Source organism: Shimia sp. MMG029, from assembly GCF_027947445.1.
Classification (GTDB): Bacteria; Pseudomonadota; Alphaproteobacteria; order Rhodobacterales; family Rhodobacteraceae; genus Shimia.
Genome location: NZ_JAQJIM010000001.1, coordinates 471,124 through 492,718, shown reverse-complemented (window position 1 = coordinate 492,718; position 21,595 = coordinate 471,124). Strand labels below are relative to the sequence as shown.

Sequence of the window (21,595 nt, the reverse complement as noted above, 5' to 3'; positions counted from 1 at the left end):
TGTCAATCAACCGGACGAGACGTCGCCGTCCTCGCCATCTCGCTCAGATCCAAACTGAAACAAAAAAGGCCGCTCCATCGGAGCGGCCTCTCTAAACTGAAAGCGGGTCGACTTATTCGTCGTCCAGCGCCTCAACAGCTTTCTGCAGGTCGTCTTTGGAGACCTCTTTTTCGCTGATTTCTGCCAGTTCGAAGACATAGTCGACTACTTTGTCTTCAAAGATCGGCGCGCGCATCTGCTGCTGCATTTGCTGGTTTTGCTGGATGAATTCGAAGAACTGACGCTCCTGACCAGGGTACTGACGCGCCTGGTTCATGATCGCTTGAGTCATCTCAGCGTCGGTCACTTCAACTTCTGCTTTTTGGCCAAGCTCTGCCAGCAGCAGGCCCAGACGCACGCGGCGCTCTGCCAGTTTGTTGTGCTCGTCAGTTGGCTCGATCTTGTCGTGATCGTGGCCTTCAACTTCAGGGTTTTCTTCGTGCCACAGCTGGTGCGCGATCTGGCCTGCTTCTGCTTCCACCAGGGATGGTGGCAGCTCGAAGGATACCAGCTTGTCCAGCTCGTCCAGCAGCGCGCGCTTGGTGACGGCACGTGCCGCACCGGCGTATTCTGCTTCCAGACGCTCAGTGATCTGTGCTTTCAAACCTGCGAGGTCTTCTGCGCCAAACTTGGTCGCCAGCTCGTCGTTGATCTCCGCGGCAACCGGCTCTTTCACCTCTTTGATGGTGCAAGCGAACACAGCTTCTTTACCGGCAAGGTTTTCTGCGCCGTACTCTTCAGGGAAGGACACGGTCACGTCTTTTTCTTCACCAGCTTTCACGCCAACGAGCTGCTCTTCGAAGCCGGGGATGAACTGGCCAGAGCCGAGGGTAAGTGGGAAGTCTTCGCCTGCGCCACCGTCAAAGGCTTCGCCGTCGATGCGGCCAACGAAGTCCATAACAACCTGGTCGCCATCCTGAGCCGCGTCGCCTTCGCCGCGTGCTTTGAAGTCCTGCGCTGTTTCCGCAAGGTTGCCCAGTGCTTCGTCAACGGCTGCGTCGTCTGCTTTGACAACCAGCTTCTCCAGCTTGATGCCTTTCAGGTCCACTTCAGGGATCTCTGGCAGCGCTTCATAGGACATTTCGACTTCTACGTCGTCGCCTGCGTTCCACTCTTCGCCGTTTTTCATCTCGACTTTTGGCTGCAGCGCCGGACGGTCGCCAGACTCTTCAAAGTGCGCGTTCATCGCACCATCGATGGTTTCCTGCATCGCTTCGCCGAGCAGACGCTCACCAAACTGCTTTTTCAGCAGAGGCATCGGCACCTTTCCTTTGCGGAAACCTTTCATTTCGATTTCCGGCTGTGCTTCTTTCAGCTTTTCATTCACTTTCGCGTCCAGCTCATCTGCTGTTACGGTGATGGAATAGCCGCGTTTCAGACCTTCATTCAGAGTCTCGGTAACCTGCATCAGGAGTCCCCATAAGTAGCGGCGCGCGGCACATGAGAGTCCGCGCGCAGTCGAGAAAATTTGTGCTCTTCTAGTGGCCCCCGCGCCGCTACGCAAGGCCAATTCGGCGCAAGCGCTGGCTTTCAGCCACCTGCACCGGTTCGAAACCAAAAATGGGGTTGCCCGAAACTGTCAGAAGTTCCAGCGGGCCGCGACCATAAAGATATCGATGTCCTGATAATCCAGCCCCGGCTCCTCATATTGGTACTGTCGATACGCAAAATAGAGTTCCGCATTATAGGTGTCGATTTCCTGCGTCGCCTGAAGCCCCCAGGCAAAGCCATCATCGCCCCCCAGCCGGGAGTCATTGGCCCAGAAGAAATCCGCCGACAAATGGGTATTGCCCCAGGCAAACCAGGAAAAATCGCGTTTCCCGATCTTCGTATAAAGGTAGTCACTGTCCACCGCGCTGGCATCACTGTCGCGCCGCCCAGCTGCGATTTTGCCGTTCAGCCCGGTCGGCTTGTGCAACACCGCAACCGATCCAAAAACAGAGTTTGCACTTCCTCCGCCATCAAAATCCGTCCATTCGCTGCCGATACGAGCGCTGTACTGAATGTCCCCAGCATCACCATTATAGACCAGACCAAGGTCATAAACCGTATCGTCCACGCCTTCCGCGAGGATATTTTCCCCCACCGCAGCACTCAGGGTGAGCGCGCCATTCGCAAGCGCTGGCGTGTCATATCTCACACGCCCCAACCGCCCGCCATCAAAGTCGCTGAAAACCGATTTCACCGTGGGCTCGCTGCCGTCAACCATGCCGTCGCTAAAATGAAACCCGCCGCCCACGTCAGCCACAGCGCTGGTGGCAATGCCGTCGGTTCCAGAAAAATCAGATCCCGTTATCCCGTCAGAGGCCATACTGCCCTGCCCCAGATAAACTTTACCAAAACTGCCCTCATAGCTGAAATCGACCTTACGGATATCAGTGCGCTCCCATTCCAAGAACTCCGGATCATTGATCTGGCTCCAGTCAGAGCTGCCCGCCAATCCCAGCGCGGTTTCAAAATTGAACTTAAACGTGCCTTGACCAACCGGCATGGAGTAACGAACGCCAAACCGGCTCACCGCATTGGAGTTGTCAGCAAACTCACTCGTTGTCGTGTCGCCGTCATCCGCCACAATAAACCCATAGTTGAGATGGCCATAAAGCTCCGCATTGTTTTGTGCCAATGCCGGTGTGCTGGATATCCCCAACGCCAAAGCACCGCCAAAACCCCTACAAAAAATAGTACCTAAGACAGTCTTATTCATCACTTTGCTCCAATCGGTCGTGAATTCAAAATGCGTCTTAAAGTCTGGTAGGAAGCCCCATTCACGCCCGAGAATTTTGGCGTTTCATGTGCGCAAAATCGCTGCGCAAGGGGCTTTGGACGCGCTCAAAAAATGAAAAAAGCGCGCTGCAACGTCAGCATAGCGCAAATTTAAATAGAATTCACGAAATCGGTGCTACAGCGGCGGGCGCAAGCACCGCCTCGCCGAAAACCGCATACCCTGCACCACCTCAAACGGTGCTGCTCACGCACATGACGCACAGCAAAAAAGGCGGCCGGAACCCCGACCGCCTTTCTCATGTCTTTTTGAACGGGTCGGAAATCAAAACTTCCAGCGCGCGCCCACAAGGAAGGCATCTACGTCTTGGAAGGTCGCGCCTGCCGCATCGTATTGGTGCTGGTGGTAGCTTGCGAACACTTCCATGTTGGCTTTGTCGATGTCTTGCGCAGCTTCGATGCCATAAGAGGTGCTCTCATCACCCGCGCTGTCGAAATCATTGCCGCGGTATGCGTCAACAGACAGGTAGGTGCGGCCCGCCGCAAACCAGTCGCGCTGCAGACCCAGCTTTACGTAAACGTAGTCGCTGTCCACGCCTGTCTCGCGGTCGCTTGAACCCAGCGCAACGTTGGCACTCAGACCAGTTGGCGTGTGCAGCGTACCGACAGAGGCCACAACTGTTTCCGCGTCATTGGAAGACTTGGCAGTCTGCTCATAAGACACCGCACCGGCGACCTCATAGTCACCAAATGTGTTCTCATAATACACAGCGAGATCGTAGAATTCGGTGTCAACGCCATCGTTCAGGATGTCACTACCTGCCGCCGCAGACACGGTGAAGCCGTTGAAGGTTGGTGTGTCATAACGCACACGGCCACGACGGCTGCCGTCCAGACCATCAAAGATGTCCGCGATGGACACCGTCGTCAGGTTGCCAGCTGCATCGCGGAAGAAATAACCACCCGCCGTATCTGCAACGGCCACACCGCCGGCTAGATCGGTGCCAGACAGGTCACCTGCGCCAGCAGAACCGTCAGACGCCATGGAGCCCTGACCAAGGTAGAACGTACCAAAACGCTCGGTTTCATAGATCGCTTCGACCTTACGGATGTTGGTTTTTTGCCAATCAACAAAGTCGTCGTTTGATGTCTGGCTGACACTGTCTGTGCCGCGCAGACCCAGAGAGGTCTCAAAGTTGAACTTCAGCGTGCCGCCAGCAACGCCGCGCTCGTACCATGCGCCAATACGGCTGGAGGATGCGGACAGGTCGTTAAACTCGGTGCGAGAGTCAACGCCGTCATCGACCTGAGTGATCGCGCCACCCAGATGCCCGTAAAAGCGGAAGCCATCTTCTGCTTGTGCGGCGGAACTCATCGCCACGGTGCCTGCAATCATCGCCGCTGGGGCGATCCACACGGATTGTTTCAATCCAGTCATTCTTTTTCTCCTAGATCCCTTTGGCCAATCCAAAGGGGCTGTCGTGTAAGAGCGCAGCCAATGCCCCTAGATGGGCATATAGCCAGTATTCCCGACATCAAAAGTCGTGAGCCAAAGCGCTTTGCGCATAGCTGCTTTGCAAAGCCCGCAAGTGGCTCTCGGCTCAGATGAGGCGCGCCGTCTACGCCTCGGTCTTTGGTTTGGCAAATCCGGTTTCTTTTTAATTTTACGAAAATCGAAAGGTGCGTCGCTTTCTAGGATATAGCGTCGCCTTTGACCCAATTATACCGCTTACAGCACTTCAATTAACAGGTTCACTTTATTGTGAATCCGATATTTACAATTGTTTTCAGCAATTTAAAAAAATCACACGTCAAAACCGAAAATCAAGGCGTCAACAGCAGCGAAAAACCGCCGAAATCCCCGCGAGGAAAGCCAAAATCCGCTACTCAGAGCCAGCAGATCAAAACCGCTCGCACATCAATTCAACAGCGATCAGCGGAACCCCGAACGAACAACAACCCTCAGGCGAAATTGCCTTCCTTGTTGCCAAGTCAAACCAGAGCTGTCTTCAAATTCAAAAGGAGGCCGCACCGAATTTTACCAAACGCAAAAGCGCGCCACCCATAAGCCACTAAAAAAGCGTTAAGAGCTGACGCAGACACGCAAAAAAAGTCTGGCTTTAAGGCCACAATCCGCCCCAATTTTGCCTTAATTCGCGGAAAAATGCTAGATTTTCAGGGGTCGCAAGCTATAGTTATCGCAATCGAACAAGGGCCAAAGCCCGATCAACTTAGAGCGGTAATATAAATATGAGTACACTGAGTTACGCCATCCGCGGGTCGGATGGAGTAGTGGTTCGCGGTCAAACAGCGGACGGCGCGGGAAATGTTGTCTTTCTTGGTCAGGCAAAAGACGTATCACTAAACCTAACCCCGGACGAAATTTCAGGCTACGTCCAGCAGGGCAATGATCTGGTGATCCACCTGGCATCGGGCGAGACGCTGACACTTGAAAACTACTTTCAATCCGTCAACGGCGAAGAACGCGCACTCTTCATCTCCAAGAACGGTGCCTTCCAGCAGGTTGATCTTGGTGAGCCCGTCGTCGACCAGTACTTTGCTCAATATCAAGACCTCTCAACCTCAGAGAAATGGAGCGCCTACGACCAGCTCACTTTCCTTGATCTGGAGCGCGTCGAACCTGTCGTAGCACCACTGATCGCCCCACTCGCTGGCATTGCTCCCGGCCTGCTCGGCCTCGGAGGCGCGGCAGTGGCAGCCACTGCCATTGCAAGCGGCGATGGTGATGGCGGCGGAAGCGGCGGTGGTGACGGCGGCGGAAGCGGCGGTGGTGACGGCGGCGGAAGCGGTGGTGGCGACGGCGGCGGAAGCGGTGGTGGTGACGGCGGCGGAAGCGGTGGTGGTGACGGCGGCGGAAGCGGTGGTGGCGACGGCGGCGGAAGCGGTGGTGGCGACCCTATCATCCCAACTGTCGATGATCCGGACGTATCGCGCATTGTCGGCGGTACAGCTGCGAGCAGCGTGACCATCACTGGCACCGGCGAAGCAGGCTCCACTGTCACGGTCACCATAGGCACGCAAACCGGAACAACAACAATTGCAGATGACGGCACCTACTCCGTGTCTTTTGATGCGGGCGCTTTGCCAGCCGATGGCGTTTACAGCAGCACGGTCAATGTCGTGGCGCCTGACGCCACCACTTACAATCTGTCTGGGCCATCGGTGGACATCGACACCACGGCCCCGGATGTGGGCGTTCAGGACGGCACTGTCGCGACTGGTGACATTGTAAACGAAGCGGAACATACGGCGGGTCATGAGATTTCTGGCACCGGCGAGGCAGGCGCGGCCCTCACCGTTGAAATCAACGGCACCACCCACAGCACCACGGTGCAGGCGGATGGCACATGGTCGGTAACCTTTGCCTCTGGTGAGATCATCACCGGCGAATACACCACCGATGTGACCATCACCTCCACAGACGCGCGTGGCAACGTCACAACCGTGACAGACGCGCTGCAGGTGGACACAGTCGCCCCTCCCGTTGCACTCAATGCCGTGGAAGGGGACAACGTTATCAACGCGAGCGAAGCCTCTGACGGCGTTGTCCTTTCTGGCACAGGCGAACCCGGCAGCTCTCTGTCTATTACATTTGGCGGCATCACCCAGACCACAACTGTGGGCGCAGATGGCAACTGGTCCTCAGGCTTTGTGTCCAGCGCAGTCTCTTCGGGAACCTATGACACCACGGTGTCCATCACCGCCACAGACGCGGCTGGCAACACCACGACCTCGACCACCCGTGTTGATGTGGATACCGAAATCTCTGCCGGTATTGATGCCAATCAGGTTGGTGGCGATGATGTGGCCAACGCCACTGAAGTTCTGTCAGGCTTTGACCTCACAGGCACAGCAGAGGCTGGCAGCACGGTTGTCGTACAATTGGCGGGCGCGAGCCGTACCGTCACCGCTGGCGCAGATGGCACCTGGTATGCCACCTTCAACGCAGCGGATGTGCCTCCCGGTCAATACGATGCCGCTGTACGGGTCACAGCCACCGATGCCGCAGGCAACAGCGCATCTTCGTCAAGCACGCTGCGCATTGACACATCCACCGAGGTCAATGTCGACATCTCTGCTGGCGTCTTTGCCGCCCCGGTCAACGCTGCCCAGATGCAAGGCGGTGTGGTGTTGCAAGGCACAACAGAGGCCAACGCCCAGGTGGTGGTTGATGTGGATGGCGTCTTCCGCCGCACAACGGCAGATGGCGATGGCAACTGGTCTGTGTCCTACGAACCAGGATCGCTGGCTGAAGGCACCTACACTGCGAATGTGAACCTCTCAGTCACGGACACCGCAGGCAACACAGCCAATGCAAGCGCAACCTTCCAGGTCGACACCGAAATCACCAACCCCATTGTGGATTCTGTAACCTTCACGGGTACGGATGTCTCCTCTCTGGTGCTTGATACCGAGTCACAGACCTACGACATCCACGCGCTGAACACAGATGGCACGACAACCGATGTGGCCACCACGGAATACGCCAAAAGCGGCAACCGGACCGAGTTTGAACTCGACACCCCTGCCCCGGATGGCACCCATCTGGTGGTGACCTCCGAAGACAACGCAGGCAACAAATCCGACACGCTCATCGTGCTGGATGACAACGCCACAAATGCGGGCACGCTGGATCACGCGGCGCTGGGTGGGTTCAATATCGAAGCGATTGAGCTCGATTACGCCGCCGGTGCGCAGCTCACTCTGACCGAGCAGCAGATCAAAGATCTGTCTGAAACCTCAGACACACTGACCATCCATGGCGGTGACAGCGATCCTTCGGAGAACGATCAGATCACGGTCAACGGTGCGGTAAAAACCAACCAGACAGAGACGATTGATGGCCAGACATACGATGTTTACACCGTTGGCAACGACGGTGTGACCCTCGTGGTCGATCAAGACATCAAAGTGATCATCTAACAGATCAGAGGGGCGGCTGATGGCCGCCCTTTCTCTCCCCGTCTCCCAAGGGTATACGCACGCGACATGCTCGGCCGCACGCATCATAAAATCCTCGCCCCCCTCCTTGGGGCAACGCTTCTGAGCGGCTGCATGTTCTCTGTCCCTCATCTGGAATCGGCGTCTGGCTTGCTTCAGAAAAAACCCGCTGCCGCCCCCACACCAGAGGTCACCAAACGCAGCAGCTTTGCTCAAGATGAGGCCAAAGCCGAAAGCGAAATTCTCAACACCCTGCTGGCCCGTCGCTCCGTTCTTCCAGCAGACAGCGCGCTGAACGAAGTCTCTGACGTGGCATTGGCCTCCTCTCGCCGCGCCGCAGAGGCAGAACTGCAAACCGCCCGTCTGCGCGCCGAAGCCGAAGACAAAAACTGGCTCCCCACCATTGGCCCAGAAATTTCGCTGACATCGCTGGGCGATGTGATTGCCGGGCTGGTGCTTGAGCAGGTGCTCTATGACCATGGCCGCAAAAAAGCCGAGCGCGCCTTTGCCGCCGCCGATGTAGAAGTCGCCGCCGTGACGCTCTCCCAAGATTTGAACGAGCGCAGCTTCACCGCTTTGGCGCTGTATATCAAAGGCTTGCGTGGTCAGGAACGCGCCGAAGTAGGCGCACGTGGCCACAAACAGCTGAAACACTTTGAACGCATTGTGCAGGGCCGCATCGACGGCGGCGTCTCCAACAAAGGGGATCTGCGCATGGTGCGCAGCAAGATCCAGACGCTGGACACCCGCAACGATACAGCCCGCGAAGACGCCGCAACCGCCGTGGGCGAACTGCAGGCCATGACTGGCACGCGTTTCACTCTCACACCAGCAGGCCCCCTGCCCAATCAGACCTATCCGGCAGTCGAGCCGTTAGAAGTGGTCAAAGCCCGCGCCGAAGCTGACCGCTCTGTCGCTCTGGCCACGGTTGAACGCGCTCGCCAACTTCCCGGCCTCACCGCTGGTGCAAGCCTCACAACCGACGGCAATGCAGGTAGCCTGACCGTAGGAAACGATGTTGGGCTTGGCCTTGGCACCGGGGCACGCCTGCGCGCGATTGAGGCTTCCAAAGACATCGCCGCACGACAGGTCGATGAGGCCCGCGAAGATGGCGCACGCCTGCGCAAACGGCTCGAAAGCAATATCCAAAGCCTCGCCCGTCAAGAAGCAGAGGCGCAGAATCTCGCCAAAGAGGGCCGTGAAACCTACAAACTGTTTGAAGCGCAATTTCGCGCCGGGCAGCGCTCTGTTTTGGAGGTTGTCGACGTCTACGAACAATCGGTCCTGCGTGATCTGGATCGGGTAGACGCCAAATATGACCGCCTGCTGGCACAATTGGAACTGGCCCGCGATCTTGGCATTCTGGCAGATGGAGACGAAATTTGACGGCCGACAGCCCCCAAGGCAAAGCCCCGGTGGTGCTCTCCATTGCGTCGATCAAAGCGGCGGAGCCTGCCAATCATGCCACGCCCGCAAACGCCCCTCAAAACGCAAACGCTCCTGAACCAGCCAAGCCCACAGATGCAATCCACGATCTGGTCGAAGCAACTGCCACCCGAATTCAGCACCGCGCCACGCTGATCTCCACGCTTGCCGCCTTCAATGGGTCAGACGTGCCCGTCACCGACGTGGCCGAACACATGTGGACCTCTGCCCCGGGCGATGTCTCTGTCAAAGCGTTGGCAAACGCGCTGGCACAGGCCGGAGTGGAGCCAAAGGTGCACAACAAGCTTGCTCCTGCGCCGACCGCATGGCCCGCCATCGCCATGATGACCAACGGTCAGGCGGTGCTGGTGTTGTCACAGGAAGAAGAGACGCTCACCGTCTTTGATGACAGTCAGCCAGACAACCGCGCAGAAGTACCGCTTTCCGAGTTTGCACCGTTCTTTTCGGGCACAGCCCTGCGTGCCAAAGTCTCCCTGCGCCAATTGGCCGAACGCCACATTCCGCAGGTCGCGGATGGCATGTCAGGCCACTGGTTCTGGGGCGAGTTCACCAAATACCGCCGCCATATGGGCGAGATCATGCTTGGCTCTCTGGTGGCCAATCTGCTTGCCGTGGCCGTCGCCCTGTTTTCGCTTCAGGTCTATGACCGCGTGATCCCGCATCAAAGTCAGGCCACGCTCTGGGTGCTCGCCATTGGCGCGATCTTTGCCATCGGTCTTGAAGGCATGCTGAAGCTCGCGCGCGCCAAGATGAGCGACGCCGCTGGCCGCCGTATGGAGCTGTCGATCCAGCACCGCCTGATGAAGCGCCTGCTCGGCATGCGCTCTGACCGCCGCCCCCTACCGCCCTCAGGCCTCTTTGCTGCGATGCGCGACTTTGGTGCGGTGCGAGATTTCTTCACCTCCACCACGATCTCCGTGCTGGCGGATATGCCGTTCATCGTGATTTTCCTCGCACTGGTCGCCTCTATTGCGGGCAACCTTGTATGGCTGTTGATCTTTGGCGGCATTCTGATGGTTCTGCCCGCCTATGTGTTGCAAAAGCGCATGATTGCCCTGTCGCGCGAAACCCAAGGCGCCTCCGCCAAAGTGGGCCGCCTTCTGCAGGAGGTCATCACCGAACTCGACACGGTAAAGACCCAGCGCGGCGAAGACCGCGTGCTGCGTCTGTGGGACGAACTCAACGCGGTGTCCTCTTTCTCCTCCGCGGAACAGCGCCGCCTCAGCTCCGCGCTGACCTACTGGTCCCAAGGCGTGCAGCAAACCACCTACATCGCCACCGTCGTGATCGGCACTTATCTGGTGTTTGCGGGTGAATTTACCGTCGGCACCATCATCGCCACCGGCATTCTGACCTCCCGCACCCTTGCGCCACTCACCCAGTTTGCAGGCACCCTAGCGCGCTGGTCGAACGTCAAAGGCGCGCTGGAAAGCCTTGATGCCATTGCACTTTCTGAGCAGGAGAAAGACAGAGAGCGCAAATACCTGCGCCGTGAAAAGCTCTCCGGCCAGTTCGAACTGCGCGAGCTGTCATTCGCTTATGATCCAGAAGGCGCGCCCACACTCGACGTGCCCGGCGTGGTGATCAAACCCGGCCAGCGTGTCACCATTCTCGGCGCCAATGGCTCCGGCAAATCCACGCTTCTGAAGCTCATGGCAGGCCTTTACGGCCCGACCAAAGGCCGTCTGCTACTCGACGGCACCGACATGAGCCAGATCGACCAGCGCGACCTGCGCCGCAACATCGGCTACCTGTCCCAAGACGTGCGCCTGTTTGCCGGCAGCCTGCGCGACAACCTCAATCTGACCCAGCTTGAACGCGATGATGACCGCCTGATGGAAGCGCTGGATTTCGCGGGCCTCGGCCCCTTCCTGCGCAACCACCCGCAGGGACTCGACCTGCAAATCCGCGACGGCGGCGAGGGCCTCTCGATTGGTCAGCGCCAGTCCATCGGCTGGGCCCGCCTCTGGCTGCAAAACCCGCAGATCGTGCTGCTAGATGAACCCACAGCCGCGCTGGATCAAACGCTGGAGCGCACCCTTGTCAGCCGCCTGTCCACTTGGCTTGAGGGCCGCACCGCCCTGATCGCCACCCACCGCACGCCGATCCTGTCGCTGTCCACGCGCACGCTGATCCTGCAAAACGGCCGCCTTGTGGTGGATGGCCCGCGCGAACAGGTGCTCGCCCATCTCGCCGCCGGAGACCGCACATGAGCGCCACAAGCGATGACAGCGGCGCAGGATATGATGCCGGTCTAGATGATCAGCTCCGCGCCTCGCGCCTCACCATCCGCCTGATCGCCATCGCGGTGGGCCTGTTTGTCCTCTGGGCGGCCTTTGCTTGGGTGGACGAAATCGTGCGTGCAGATGGCGAAGTTGTCTCCTCCTCTCGCTCCCAATCGGTGCAAAACCTCGAGGGCGGCATACTCGCCGATCTCGCCGTCAAACAGGGCGACCTTGTGGAGGCCGGTCAAGTCCTCGCCACCCTGTCAGACACCCGCTTCCGCTCCGCCTTTGATGACCTGCAAGATCAAATCGACGCGCTTGAAATCCGTCGCCTGCGTCTGGAGGCAGAGATAGACGGCAAGTTCGAGTTTGCGGTGTCTGATGAGCTTGCAGCCCGCGCCCCGCGCATTCTAAGTTCCGAGCGCGCCCTGCTCGCCGCCCGCCAGACCGACATCGACAGCCGCCGCGAAGGTGCTTTCACGCAGCTCGAACAGGCGCAGGACGAACTCTCCAACATGGAGAGCCTCTATAAAAAAGAGTTTGTCGCCCTGCTGGAGGTCAACAAAGCCCGCGAAAAAGCCTCCGAGGCTGAGATCCGCTATATGGACATCCTCACCCAAGCCGAGCTGGTGCTGGCGGAAGAATACTCAGAAACCCTGAAAGAGATCACCTCGCTGCGTCAGGAAATGCGCCTTGCGCAGGATCAGCTCTCCCGCACCGTGATCACCGCCCCCATGCGCGGCATTGTGAACAACTTGGCCGTCACCACCATCGGCGGCGTGGTGCGCCCTGGCGAGGAAATCTTTGAAATCATCCCTCTGGGTGAGGAACTGTTTGTCGAGGCCCGCGTGCGCCCAGAAAACATCGCCAATGTCGAACCCGGACAAGACGCCTCCATCAAGCTCACCGCCTACGACTACACCATCTATGGCACCCTCAAAGGCAAAGTGGATTTCATTTCCGCCGACACCTTTGAGGACGAGCGCGACCCCGCCGCACTGCCCTTCTACCGCGTGACAGTCACCGTGGACGGCGATGCGCTCACAGAGCGACAGAAAGCCATCGAAATCCGCCCCGGCATGCGCGCCACAGTGGAATTGCACACCGGCTCCAAAACCATCCTGCGCTACCTGCTCAAGCCGCTCTACAAAAGCAAAGAGGCGTTCCGGGAGCCGTAGGCGCTCTCACGGCCCATTTCATTGAGCCATAGCGCTTAGTACATTGTCATTTGGTTGTTTCCCCGCGTCTCAAACTGCGCAAACAGGTGACACCCCTTCTGATCTGCCCTAGCGTCGCCGCAAGCATCAATCGGAGCCCCCCAAATGGACCTCGCCCACATCCTCGCCTTCAACCTCGCGCTTGCCGCGGCCATCGCAAGCCCCGGCCCCGCCTTTCTGATTGCGGTGAAAACCACCCTCAGCGCCGGCAGGCGCGCGGGCCTAGCGATGGGGATTGGATTGGGTGTCATGGCGTCGATTTGGACTCTATCCGCGCTCATGGGGCTGCAAATCGTTTTCACAGCTTTCCCGTGGGCCTATGTCGCGGTGAAAACGCTTGGTGCGCTCTATCTGCTCTATATCGCCTACAGCATGTGGAAAGGCGCCCGCACACCGCTGGAGGAAGGCACGCTAAAGCCTGCGCGTCACGCCTTTTTGCAGGGCATTCTGATCAACATGATGAACCCGAAATCGGTGCTGTTTGCCGCCGCTGTGCTGGTTGTGATTTTCCCGCCTGATATGGGTCTTGCACAAAAAGCCTTCATCGCCGCAAATCAACTGGTGTTTGAAGTTGTGTTTTACGGCGCGCTTGCCTTCGGCATGAGCACCAAAGCCGCGCGCAATGCCTATCTGCGCGCCAAAGCCCACATCGATCGCGTCGCCGCCGTGGTGCTGGGTGCCCTTGGCCTACGCCTGCTTTTTGGTCGGTGACAAGAAATGCCAAACGCGTTGGTGCCGGAGTTTGCCGTTCGCAACTACAAGCAGTCTCTTGCGTTTTATTGTGATCTGCTCGGCTTCGAATGTGATTACGCGCGTCCAGAAGAAGGCTTCGCCTATCTCAAACTCGGTGGCGCCGAGCTGATGATTGATGAAATTGGGACCGGGCGGACATTTGACGATGGCCATCTGCCGACAGCCTATCCGTTTGGGCGTGGGGTGAATGTTCAGATTGAAGTGCCTGAAGTTAGGCCGCTTCTGATAAATCTAGAGGCAGCGAAGTATCCACTGTTCCTACCTCTAGAAGAAAAATGGTATCGGGTCGGGGAAAACGAATTCGGCAACCACCAATTCATGGTTGCCGATCCAGATGGCTATCTGTTGCGGTTCTTCGAGGATTTGGGAGAACGCCCAGGCGGTTAGATCAGTCCTTTAGCCGCCCGCGATCATCCAGCGCATGGCATCTGCGCTCAGCACCGTGCCAACTGACACACTCTGCCCCCCCATTGCAGCCTTGGCAGAGACCACAGAGACAAGCAAAGGCGTGCGGCCGTTCTTGCTCAGCGCCAGCACCGGCGCACCAGACGCGCCAGAGGTGACTTCGCAATTCATCACCAGCGTTTCATCCTGACGTGCCAACACGCGACACGGGTATTCCATCATCGGATCATTACGATTGTTGATCGTATAGCTGACCACGCCCAGCAAATCACCGTCCGAAAGCCGTGCCCCGTATTTTACCGGAATCACTGTATTCTTGGAAATCGGCTTGCTGAGCTTCAGCACGGCCAGATCATATCCCAGTTGCGCATTTGCCCTCGGGCGATGCACATACTCAGGATGTACCGTTGCACGTTTCACCTGACGCACGGCTTTGGCCAAGCCCCCCTTTAGCCCCGCCTGAAACTCGACGGTACTGTCTGACACACGCTTTCCCGTGCGCGGATCATAGAGACAGTGTGCCGCCGTCAAGACCGTATCAGGCGCAATCAGGGCGCCCGTGCACATCGCTTTGCCAGCCACCACCAAACGCCCCACAGCGCTTTCCCCGGGCAAGCTGCCGCTCAGCGGTTTATTTCCTATTTCCCCCAGTGCCACCGACGGCAGCAACGCTGCGACGAAGGCAAGAACTTTGATGCTCCGCATGGAACCTCCATTGACCGATGCCCCATTGGAGCAATCGATCAGGGCAGCAATCGGGCAGAACCGAAGCTATTTACCGCCCCATTAATACAAGTTTCTGAATTTTAAATCGAATTCGGCAGTCACATGGCGGGGCAGAATCCGCCACATGCCCTTATTCTTATGCCACATCGCGTAATTTACAAACGATTTATGATACATCTTACGCGCCACATTCTGGCCTTGAAGGTTACTCAACCCTTGCAAGTCGTTAAAATTCGGCCCATCTCTGCGCCCACGCGCAAGACCAATCGAACAGGCCTTTTATGTCCTCTGACACCTCTCTGACCAGTTTCGTCCCCTCCGTCGAAACACAACGCCCCTATCGCAATGCGCTTGGCAATTTTGCGACAGGCGTGACCGTGATCACCACCAAAACAGCCGACGGCCAGATAGGTATGACAGCCAACTCCTTTGCCTCCGTGTCACTCGACCCGGCGCTTGTGCTTTGGTCCATCGCCAAAAGCTCTCTGCGCTATGCGCATTTTGCGCCCGCAACCCATTTTGCCATCCACGTGCTGCGCGCCGATCAGAAAGATCTCGCGCAGGCTTTTGCCCAACGCGGCGATGCCTTCGACCTGGTAGATTATGCAATAAACGCAGAGGGCGTTGCGGTCCTCAACGACTGTCTGAGCCGGTTTGAATGCGCCACCCATGCGGTGCATGAAGCAGGCGATCATGACATTATGGTTGGCCATGTCTTGCGCGCAGCTGAAGGGTCAGGCAGCCCTCTGCTGTTTGCACAGCGCAGCTACGGCACCGTTCAGCCCGAAGTCTAACCCTCCAAAAAACCTTACCAATTCCTAATGCAGCCTTGCATATCCGGCAAAGCGGGTTTCTCGCTTTGTCATCCGCTTTCTGTTGCAAAGGCGCCGCGAGACACCCTAGATATCCACAAGACGCGCATCACAACACGAACGCTCGGAGTCTGCCGTGGATCTTTCTGCCCCTCACCATAAAAACAGCTTTGACGACATGCTGGAGGCCACCGCGCCCCTCGCGCCCATCGTCACTGCGGTTGTCCACCCTGTTGACGCAGCTTCGCTCGCGGGCGCCTTGGCCGCGCTTGAAAAAGGGCTGATCACCCCCCTGCTTGTGGGCCCAACCGAACGCATCAAAGCCGCAGCAGAGGAAAACAACCTCGACATATCCAACTGCGAGATCGTCGACGCCCCCCACAGCCATGACAGCGCCGAAACAGCGGTGCGCCTGGTGCGCGAGGGCCGTGCGCAGGCGATCATGAAGGGGGCGCTGCACACAGATGAGGTCATGAGCGCCGTTGTGCACAAAACCCAGGGTCTGCGCACAGAGCGCCGCATGAGCCATGTTTTCGTGCTCGACGTGCCCGCCTATCCCAAGCCACTGCTGATCACCGACGCCGCGATCAACATCTTCCCCGATCTGATGGCCAAAGCCGATATCGTGCAAAACGCCATCGGGCTGGCACAAGCCATCGGAGTCGATACGCCCAAAGTGGCCATCCTCTCCGCTCTGGAAACCATCTATCCCAAGATCCCGTCCACCGTTGAGGCCGCAGCGCTCTGCAAAATGGCGGATCGTGGCCAGATCACCGGCGGTGTGCTCGATGGCCCGCTGGCGTTTGACAATGCCATCTCCCGCCGCGCCGCCGACGCCAAAGGCATCAAATCCGAAGTCCCCGGAGACGCCGACATCCTCGTCGCGCCAGACCTTGAGGCCGGCAATATGATCGCCAAACAGCTGATGTATCTGGCAGGAGCCGACAGCGCCGGCATCGTTCTGGGCGCACGTGTGCCCATCATGCTGACCTCCCGTGCGGATGGCACCCTGTCGCGCCTCGTTTCTGCCGCGCTCGCCCAACTCTTGGTGCACCACAGCCTCGGAAAGGATCTGATGTGAGCGCCCAAGACGCCTATCTCATCCTGAACGCCGGTTCCTCTTCGATCAAATATGCGGTCTATGACACCAACTTGGCGGTGCAACTCTCAGGCCAGGTGGATCGCATCGGCATGGGACCGCACTATCATGGCGGCGCACGCGACATCGACCTGCCCGTCGCCAAAGACGCAACCCACGCCGAAATTCTTGACTGGCTGCTGGCCCACATCATGGGGCTGGAAAGGGGTTTCAACATCATTGGCGCGGGCCACCGCGTGGTGCATGGCGGACAGGAGTTTGCCGCGCCTGCGCGTGTGACCGATGAGGTGATCGAGAAGCTGCGCACCCTCGCCCCACTTGCCCCGGGGCATCAACCCCACAACCTCGCAGGCATTGAGGCAGTCGCCCGTCGCTGGCCCGAAATTCCACAGATCGCCTGCTTTGACACCGCCTTCCATCGCACCCAGCCCCGCATCGCGCAGCTCTTTGCGATCCCACGCGCGCTGTCAGATGACGGTGTGCTGCGCTATGGCTTTCACGGGCTCAGCTACCACTACATCGCCACCCAACTGCCGCACCATCTGGACACGCCCAACGGCAAGGTGATCGTTGCGCATCTGGGCAACGGCGCCTCTATGTGTGCCATGCAAAACATGAAAAGTGTCGCCACCACAATGGGATACACTGCCCTTGATGGGCTGGTGATGGGCCGCCGCTGCGGTGAACTCGACCCCGGTGTGATCTTTCACATGATGCGTGACCGCGGCATGAGCGTGGCAGAAATCGAAACGACTTTAGGGACCAAGTCCGGCCTCTTTGGGGTCTCCGGTCTCAGCTCTGACATGCGTGACCTCTTGGCCTCAGACAGCCCTGCAGCCGCTGAGGCGGTGGATCTCTTTGTCTATCAGGCCTGCAAGAAGATTGGCGCCTTGGCCGCCACCCTTGGCGGGCTTGACGCCATCGTTTTCACCGGCGGCATTGGCGAAAACGCAGCGCCCATACGCGCACGTATCCTGCAAGGATGTGCATGGCTTGGGGCAGACTTGGATGCTGAGGCCAACACCTCCGGTGCCAGCCGCATCACAAGCGAAACCAGCCGCCTCGCAGCCCATGTCATCCCCACCGATGAAGAAGGCATCATCGCGGGCGAAACACAGCGCTTGGTCGCAAACTAGACACGGCCCCGGACCAACGAGCCACCGACACTGCGGCACAGCCCCCCTTACCCGGGGGGCTGACGCCCTCAGAGATCAATCTCCACAACACCGCCCGCCTCTTTGGCCCGGCTCTGGCACAGAATCACCGAGGTCTCTCGCTGCTTGTTGGAGAGCACAAAATCCCGGTGCTCCACCTCGCCGGAAATCAGCCCGCATTTGCACACGCCGCAAATGCCATCGGCGCATTTCACATCCACATGCACACCGTTTTCAAGCAGCACATCGGTCGCGATTTTATCAGCCGGAACAAACAGTTCCCGCCCATCCTTCAACTTTAACTTAAAGTCGAAATTCTCATACTCCGGCTGCTCAGGCACATTGAAGTATTCCAGATGCCGCGCTTCTTCGGGGAAGCCCTGCCGCTCTGCCGCCGCCATGACCCCTTCCATATAGCGGTCCGGCCCGCAGGTATAAACATGCCAACCCTCCTGATAGCCGCCAAGGATCTCATCCAGATCCGCGCGCGTGCCTTTGTCAGAGAAATGGAACACCACTTTATCCGCCCAGGGCATCGCCTTGAGATCCGCAATATAGCCTGCTCCGTCCTCTCGGCTGGCGGAGTAGTGCAGCGCAAAATCGCGCCCCAGATCATGCAGCCGATGGGCAAAGGCGATCATCGGCGTGATCCCGATCCCGCCGCCCATCAGGAAGCTCTTTGTCGCCTCCTCAACCAGTTCAAAGTGGTTGATCGGCTTGGAGACAAACACCTTGCGCCCTTCGCGGAAAATCCGGTGCAGAAAGGCGCTGCCGCCGCGCCCCTGATCCTCACGCAACACGCCAATCTGGTATTTGGAGCGGTCCTTGGGATCACCAGACATGCTGTATTGGCGCAGAAACTCCGGCGCGACCAGCACATCCAGATGCCCCCCGGCCGTCCACTCCGGCAAAGGCGCGCCATCCAGCGAGGTGAACTCATATTTGGTCACATCCGCCGTCATCGGTTCGACCTGAGAAATCTGCACCTGCACCACCGGCGCATCCGCCGCATCCGGCACCACATAACGATCAATCACCGAGGTATCCCCCGCCGCCAGCCGCAGCTTATACTCATCCGCTGAAATCATCGCCTCATAGGCTTGGATCCCAGCCTCCCGATCCATCGGGAACGGATAAGGCCACGGATGCGGGGCCAGCGCCGCCGGATATACCGCCAGCGTCTGATCCTCATATTTCAGGTCCAGATCTTTCTGCAGATCACGGCGGTTGAGCGGGTGTTTGGTGGGCCGATAGGCGCCATCGTCCTCAAGCTCGATGTCCCACCACCACTTCTTGACGTCATTCAGCCCGCCATTGCCAACCGCATCATCAAGCTTGGCCAAAGGCTTGGCAAGGCTTGGGAAATTGCTTGCCGCCCAGCGGAACGGCGCTTCTGAAAACAGCCCTTCGAGGTTCCACGGGCAGGTTTTCATACAGCGCCCACACATCGAACCACCCGGCGTGCTGATCCGGTAGGTTGCACATTTCTGGCTGTCCGATTTCCAAATTTCATAGCCGTTAAACATGCGCTTCGGCCCGGCGGTGATCGCCCCAGACGGGCATTCACGCGCACATTTGTTGCAGTTCTCACAAAAGTCCTGCAGGCCAAAATCAATCGGCAGATCATGCGCCATGGGCATATCTGTGGTGACCGCACCGGATTTCAGCCGTGGCCCCAGATAAGGGTTCAGGATCACTTCGCCAATCCGGCTCACCTCGCCCAACCCCGAGAGCAGCAACAGAGGTGGCTGCAACACCTCGCCGTCCATCACCGTATGGGCTTTGGCCTTATAGCCAAGGTTGCGGATCTGTTGCGCGATCACCCCGCCCAACAGCGAAAACCGCAGATAAGCCCGCATGGATTGCGCCACGCTGATCCAGTCATCGCCGGAGGCCCCTTCCATGGTTTCATAACCCTGATCAATGATCATGCTCACCGCCTGATCATGTTCGGGATGGATCTCTGTGCCGGTAGCATCATGGGAATACCAGGCCCACTCCGGACACCGGCTCAACCCGACGGCATCCACACCCAGAAAATAACTCGCTGCCTTCAAATTGGCTGCGTTGCGTTCAGCATCAGTCGGTTTTGCAACCTGCGCGCTGGCCCCATCCTGCAACAGAACAAACGCGCCAAGCGCACGGCGCTGCGCCATGCTCGGCGCTGACTTGCGCACGTAATAGCCCCCCTTGGCCGCATCCTGCAGCGGCTTGCCCATATCGCCAAACTGCACCCGCGCAAACATATCCGCGCGTTTGGGCACCCGCGCCACATGGGCCTCGTCAATATAGGTGGTCGGGCTGTCCACCCGCTTCAGCCGCTCAAAGGGATGTGCGCCGTTCACATAATCCCGGTTCCGGTAAGGATCCTGATTGAGCGCCGATTTGGCCGAGCCCGTGCCCAGCCACCACGCCGGACCCTGCGTCTGGGCCCAGGGCTGCGCCCGCATCGGCGCCAGCGCCCCGTCATGCGCCAGATCCATATCCGTGGTGATCACCGCCAGCCCATAGCGTTTGCCAAGCCAGGGCGCGACCAGGTCGCCATTTTCCAGCGCCAGCAGACCCGCGGCCACACCCACGCGTCCCAGATCCACATCGGTAGAGGTGGCCGTGTGCGCCTTTGCGCCAAAGCCCAGAAGTCGGATGTAATTGGCAATCACCACCGCCACCTCGGTGGCCCGCAAACAGGCGCGTTGGTCCTGTGCGTCCAAAATCCAGTCGCTGCCCGGCTCGCCCCGCTCCGGATCCCGATGATGCTCGATCAGAAAGACCAGCGCATTCTCGTGGCTCTCAATGCTGCTGGGCGGCGCCTCCATACTGTCCTTGAGATCCGCCATTATGAGGTCGATCCCCGCCGCCAGAGACTTGATCTGGCGCGTGCGCAGATCTTCGGACAGACGATCAATATCGGGATTGCGCCGTGGCGTGGCCAGCCGCGCCGCTGCTGGCACAGGCCCAATCCCAACCATCGAGGCATCATTGAAATAGCCAAAGGCTTTCAGATGATTGGCGCGCTCTTTTGGGTCGTCTGGAATGGCAGAGCGCACCGGGTTCACCAACCCGTCGCGCAACGCATCCAGCATCGCCTGAAACTCGCCCATGGCGTTGACGATGCTCTCAGGCCGCTCCGGGCGATGGAAACTCAGAGCGCGATCCCGTGGCATCCCCGCCACCTCAGGCATCGCGCCGCGCACCAATCGCTCCAGCGGATAAGAGCCAAGATGCACCGGCCGCGCCTTATCCGAAAAAAACTTTATCCCCATCTGCTCCCCATATCAGGCCATTCGGCCTGCCCTTCTTGGCTGGCTTAACTGCTTGCGCTCTGGATAAGCCTCAGCTTTTTGTAACTTTCAACGTCAGTCGGATCGGCGCGAGCCCCTCAATCCCACCTGTGATCACCTGCCCGGCCGCCACCGGCCCCACACCGGCGGGCGTGCCTGTCAGGACCACATCCCCGGCGGTCAGGTGGTAATAGCGCGACAGATGCATGACGATTTCTGTGGGCGACCAGACCATCTCGCTCAGATCGGCGGCCTGACGGGTCGCCCCGTCCACCTCCAGATGGATCGCCTGTGCCGCTGGCGCACCAAAATCGGCGGCTTGTGTCAGCGGCGCAAAGACAGCAGAGCCTTCCACATCTTTGCCAAGCGACCAAGGTCTGCGATGGTCCTTGCCATCCTGCTGCCGATCCCGCCGCGTCATGTCGAGCGCACAGCCATAGGCATAGATCGCCGCTGCGGCCTCCGCCTCAGTGGCTTCAAACACCGATGCCCCCAGCACAAAGGCCAGTTCCATTTCGTGATGGTAGTTCGCGGTGCCCGGAGGAAAATCAACCTCGGCACCACTCAGCACCGCATGCGCCACGGATTTTGTGAAATACCACGGCGCCTCGCGATCAACCTCTCCGCCCATCTCAGCCGCATGAGCGGCATAGTTCCGCCCCACACAAAAGATGCGCCGCACGGCGTACCCAGCACTTTCCCCAGCCACCGGGATTGAAAACACCTCCGGAGCGTCAAACAGATATTCAGCCATG

The 21,595-nt window shown here is 58.7% G+C and carries 16 protein-coding genes; 10 read left to right on the top strand and 6 right to left on the bottom strand.

Going from position 1 to position 21,595, the window contains the following annotated elements:
* Positions 1-112: 112 nt before the first annotated feature.
* The 3 genes from tig to PJL69_RS02385 form a co-directional block, all read right to left on the bottom strand.
* Positions 113-1,447 carry a trigger factor gene (tig, locus tag PJL69_RS02395; protein WP_271308227.1) on the bottom strand — a complete coding sequence of 445 codons (1,335 nt, stop codon included), beginning with the start codon at positions 1,445-1,447 and terminating at the stop codon, positions 113-115.
* A gap of 171 nt (positions 1,448-1,618) precedes the next feature.
* Positions 1,619-2,743: a porin gene (locus PJL69_RS02390; protein WP_333781861.1), complete on the bottom strand. Its 1,125-nt coding sequence runs from the start codon at positions 2,741-2,743 to the stop codon at positions 1,619-1,621.
* A gap of 342 nt (positions 2,744-3,085) precedes the next feature.
* A complete protein-coding gene (locus PJL69_RS02385; protein WP_271308225.1) occupies positions 3,086-4,198 on the bottom strand; it encodes a porin in 1,113 nt (370 codons plus the stop codon).
* A 242-nt stretch (positions 4,199-4,440) separates the two neighbouring features.
* Between PJL69_RS02385 and PJL69_RS02380 the strand changes: the two genes are divergently transcribed.
* The 7 genes from PJL69_RS02380 (at position 4,441) to PJL69_RS02350 (ending at position 13,750) form a co-directional block, all read left to right on the top strand.
* Positions 4,441-4,836 carry a hypothetical protein gene (locus PJL69_RS02380; protein WP_271308224.1) on the top strand — a complete coding sequence of 132 codons (396 nt, stop codon included), beginning with the start codon at positions 4,441-4,443 and terminating at the stop codon, positions 4,834-4,836.
* Positions 4,837-5,010: 174 nt separating this feature from the next.
* On the top strand, positions 5,011-7,704 hold the full coding sequence (locus PJL69_RS02375) for an Ig-like domain-containing protein (RefSeq protein WP_271308223.1): 2,694 nt from the start codon (positions 5,011-5,013) through the stop codon (positions 7,702-7,704).
* Between the two features lie 132 nt (positions 7,705-7,836).
* Positions 7,837-9,108, top strand: a complete 1,272-nt coding sequence (locus PJL69_RS02370; protein WP_271308222.1) for a TolC family protein — start codon at positions 7,837-7,839, stop codon at positions 9,106-9,108.
* Positions 9,105-11,381 (top strand): type I secretion system permease/ATPase, encoded by a 2,277-nt coding sequence (locus tag PJL69_RS02365; protein ID WP_271308221.1) that lies wholly within the window; start codon positions 9,105-9,107, stop codon positions 11,379-11,381. The genes PJL69_RS02370 and PJL69_RS02365 overlap by 4 nt, the downstream gene beginning before the upstream one ends.
* Positions 11,378-12,571, top strand: coding sequence for an HlyD family type I secretion periplasmic adaptor subunit (locus tag PJL69_RS02360; protein WP_271308220.1), 1,194 nt, complete (start codon positions 11,378-11,380; stop codon positions 12,569-12,571). Before PJL69_RS02365 ends, PJL69_RS02360 begins: the two co-directional genes overlap by 4 nt.
* A 144-nt stretch (positions 12,572-12,715) precedes the next feature.
* On the top strand, positions 12,716-13,321 hold the full coding sequence (locus PJL69_RS02355) for a LysE family translocator (protein ID WP_271308219.1): 606 nt from the start codon (positions 12,716-12,718) through the stop codon (positions 13,319-13,321).
* 6 nt (positions 13,322-13,327) lie between these two features.
* Positions 13,328-13,750, top strand: coding sequence for a bleomycin resistance protein (locus PJL69_RS02350; protein WP_271308218.1), 423 nt, complete (start codon positions 13,328-13,330; stop codon positions 13,748-13,750).
* Positions 13,751-13,759: 9 nt separating this feature from the next.
* Here PJL69_RS02350 and PJL69_RS02345 read toward each other — a convergent pair whose 3' ends face one another.
* Entirely contained in the window at positions 13,760-14,473 is a 714-nt protein-coding gene (locus tag PJL69_RS02345) for a trypsin-like serine peptidase (protein ID WP_271308217.1), read from the bottom strand.
* 302 nt (positions 14,474-14,775) lie between these two features.
* On the opposite strand from PJL69_RS02345, the gene PJL69_RS02340 reads away from it, so the two are divergent.
* From PJL69_RS02340 to PJL69_RS02330, 3 genes are all read left to right on the top strand, one after another.
* Positions 14,776-15,288 carry a flavin reductase family protein gene (locus PJL69_RS02340; RefSeq protein WP_271308216.1) on the top strand — a complete coding sequence of 171 codons (513 nt, stop codon included), beginning with the start codon at positions 14,776-14,778 and terminating at the stop codon, positions 15,286-15,288.
* A 154-nt stretch (positions 15,289-15,442) separates the two neighbouring features.
* A complete protein-coding gene (locus tag PJL69_RS02335; protein ID WP_271308215.1) occupies positions 15,443-16,387 on the top strand; it encodes a bifunctional enoyl-CoA hydratase/phosphate acetyltransferase in 945 nt (314 codons plus the stop codon).
* Entirely contained in the window at positions 16,384-17,541 is a 1,158-nt protein-coding gene (locus tag PJL69_RS02330; protein WP_271308214.1) for an acetate/propionate family kinase, read from the top strand. The genes PJL69_RS02335 and PJL69_RS02330 overlap by 4 nt, the downstream gene beginning before the upstream one ends.
* 68 nt (positions 17,542-17,609) lie before the next feature.
* Here the strand turns inward: PJL69_RS02330 and PJL69_RS02325 are convergent, their stop codons facing one another.
* Positions 17,610-20,822, bottom strand: coding sequence for a 2Fe-2S iron-sulfur cluster-binding protein (locus tag PJL69_RS02325; RefSeq protein WP_271308213.1), 3,213 nt, complete (start codon positions 20,820-20,822; stop codon positions 17,610-17,612).
* A 70-nt stretch (positions 20,823-20,892) separates the two neighbouring features.
* Positions 20,893-21,594 carry a fumarylacetoacetate hydrolase family protein gene (locus tag PJL69_RS02320; RefSeq protein WP_271308212.1) on the bottom strand — a complete coding sequence of 234 codons (702 nt, stop codon included), beginning with the start codon at positions 21,592-21,594 and terminating at the stop codon, positions 20,893-20,895.
* Between the last annotated feature and the right edge of the window lies 1 nt (position 21,595).

Bases quoted from the DNA above. Each gene is read 5' to 3' on its own strand.
- tig (WP_271308227.1), bottom strand. From the start codon at position 1,447: ATGCAGGTTACCGAGACTCTGAATGAAGGTCTGAAACGCGGCTATTCC.
- PJL69_RS02390 (WP_333781861.1), bottom strand. From the start codon at position 2,743: ATGAATAAGACTGTCTTAGGTACTATTTTTTGTAGGGGTTTTGGCGGT.
- PJL69_RS02385 (WP_271308225.1), bottom strand. From the start codon at position 4,198: ATGACTGGATTGAAACAATCCGTGTGGATCGCCCCAGCGGCGATGATT.
- PJL69_RS02375 (WP_271308223.1), top strand. From the start codon at position 5,011: ATGAGTACACTGAGTTACGCCATCCGCGGGTCGGATGGAGTAGTGGTT.
- PJL69_RS02370 (WP_271308222.1), top strand. From the start codon at position 7,837: ATGTTCTCTGTCCCTCATCTGGAATCGGCGTCTGGCTTGCTTCAGAAA.
- PJL69_RS02360 (WP_271308220.1), top strand. From the start codon at position 11,378: ATGAGCGCCACAAGCGATGACAGCGGCGCAGGATATGATGCCGGTCTA.
- PJL69_RS02355 (WP_271308219.1), top strand. From the start codon at position 12,716: ATGGACCTCGCCCACATCCTCGCCTTCAACCTCGCGCTTGCCGCGGCC.
- PJL69_RS02350 (WP_271308218.1), top strand. From the start codon at position 13,328: ATGCCAAACGCGTTGGTGCCGGAGTTTGCCGTTCGCAACTACAAGCAG.
- PJL69_RS02345 (WP_271308217.1), bottom strand. From the start codon at position 14,473: ATGCGGAGCATCAAAGTTCTTGCCTTCGTCGCAGCGTTGCTGCCGTCG.
- PJL69_RS02340 (WP_271308216.1), top strand. From the start codon at position 14,776: ATGTCCTCTGACACCTCTCTGACCAGTTTCGTCCCCTCCGTCGAAACA.
- PJL69_RS02325 (WP_271308213.1), bottom strand. From the start codon at position 20,822: ATGGGGATAAAGTTTTTTTCGGATAAGGCGCGGCCGGTGCATCTTGGC.
- PJL69_RS02320 (WP_271308212.1), bottom strand. From the start codon at position 21,594: ATGGCTGAATATCTGTTTGACGCTCCGGAGGTGTTTTCAATCCCGGTG.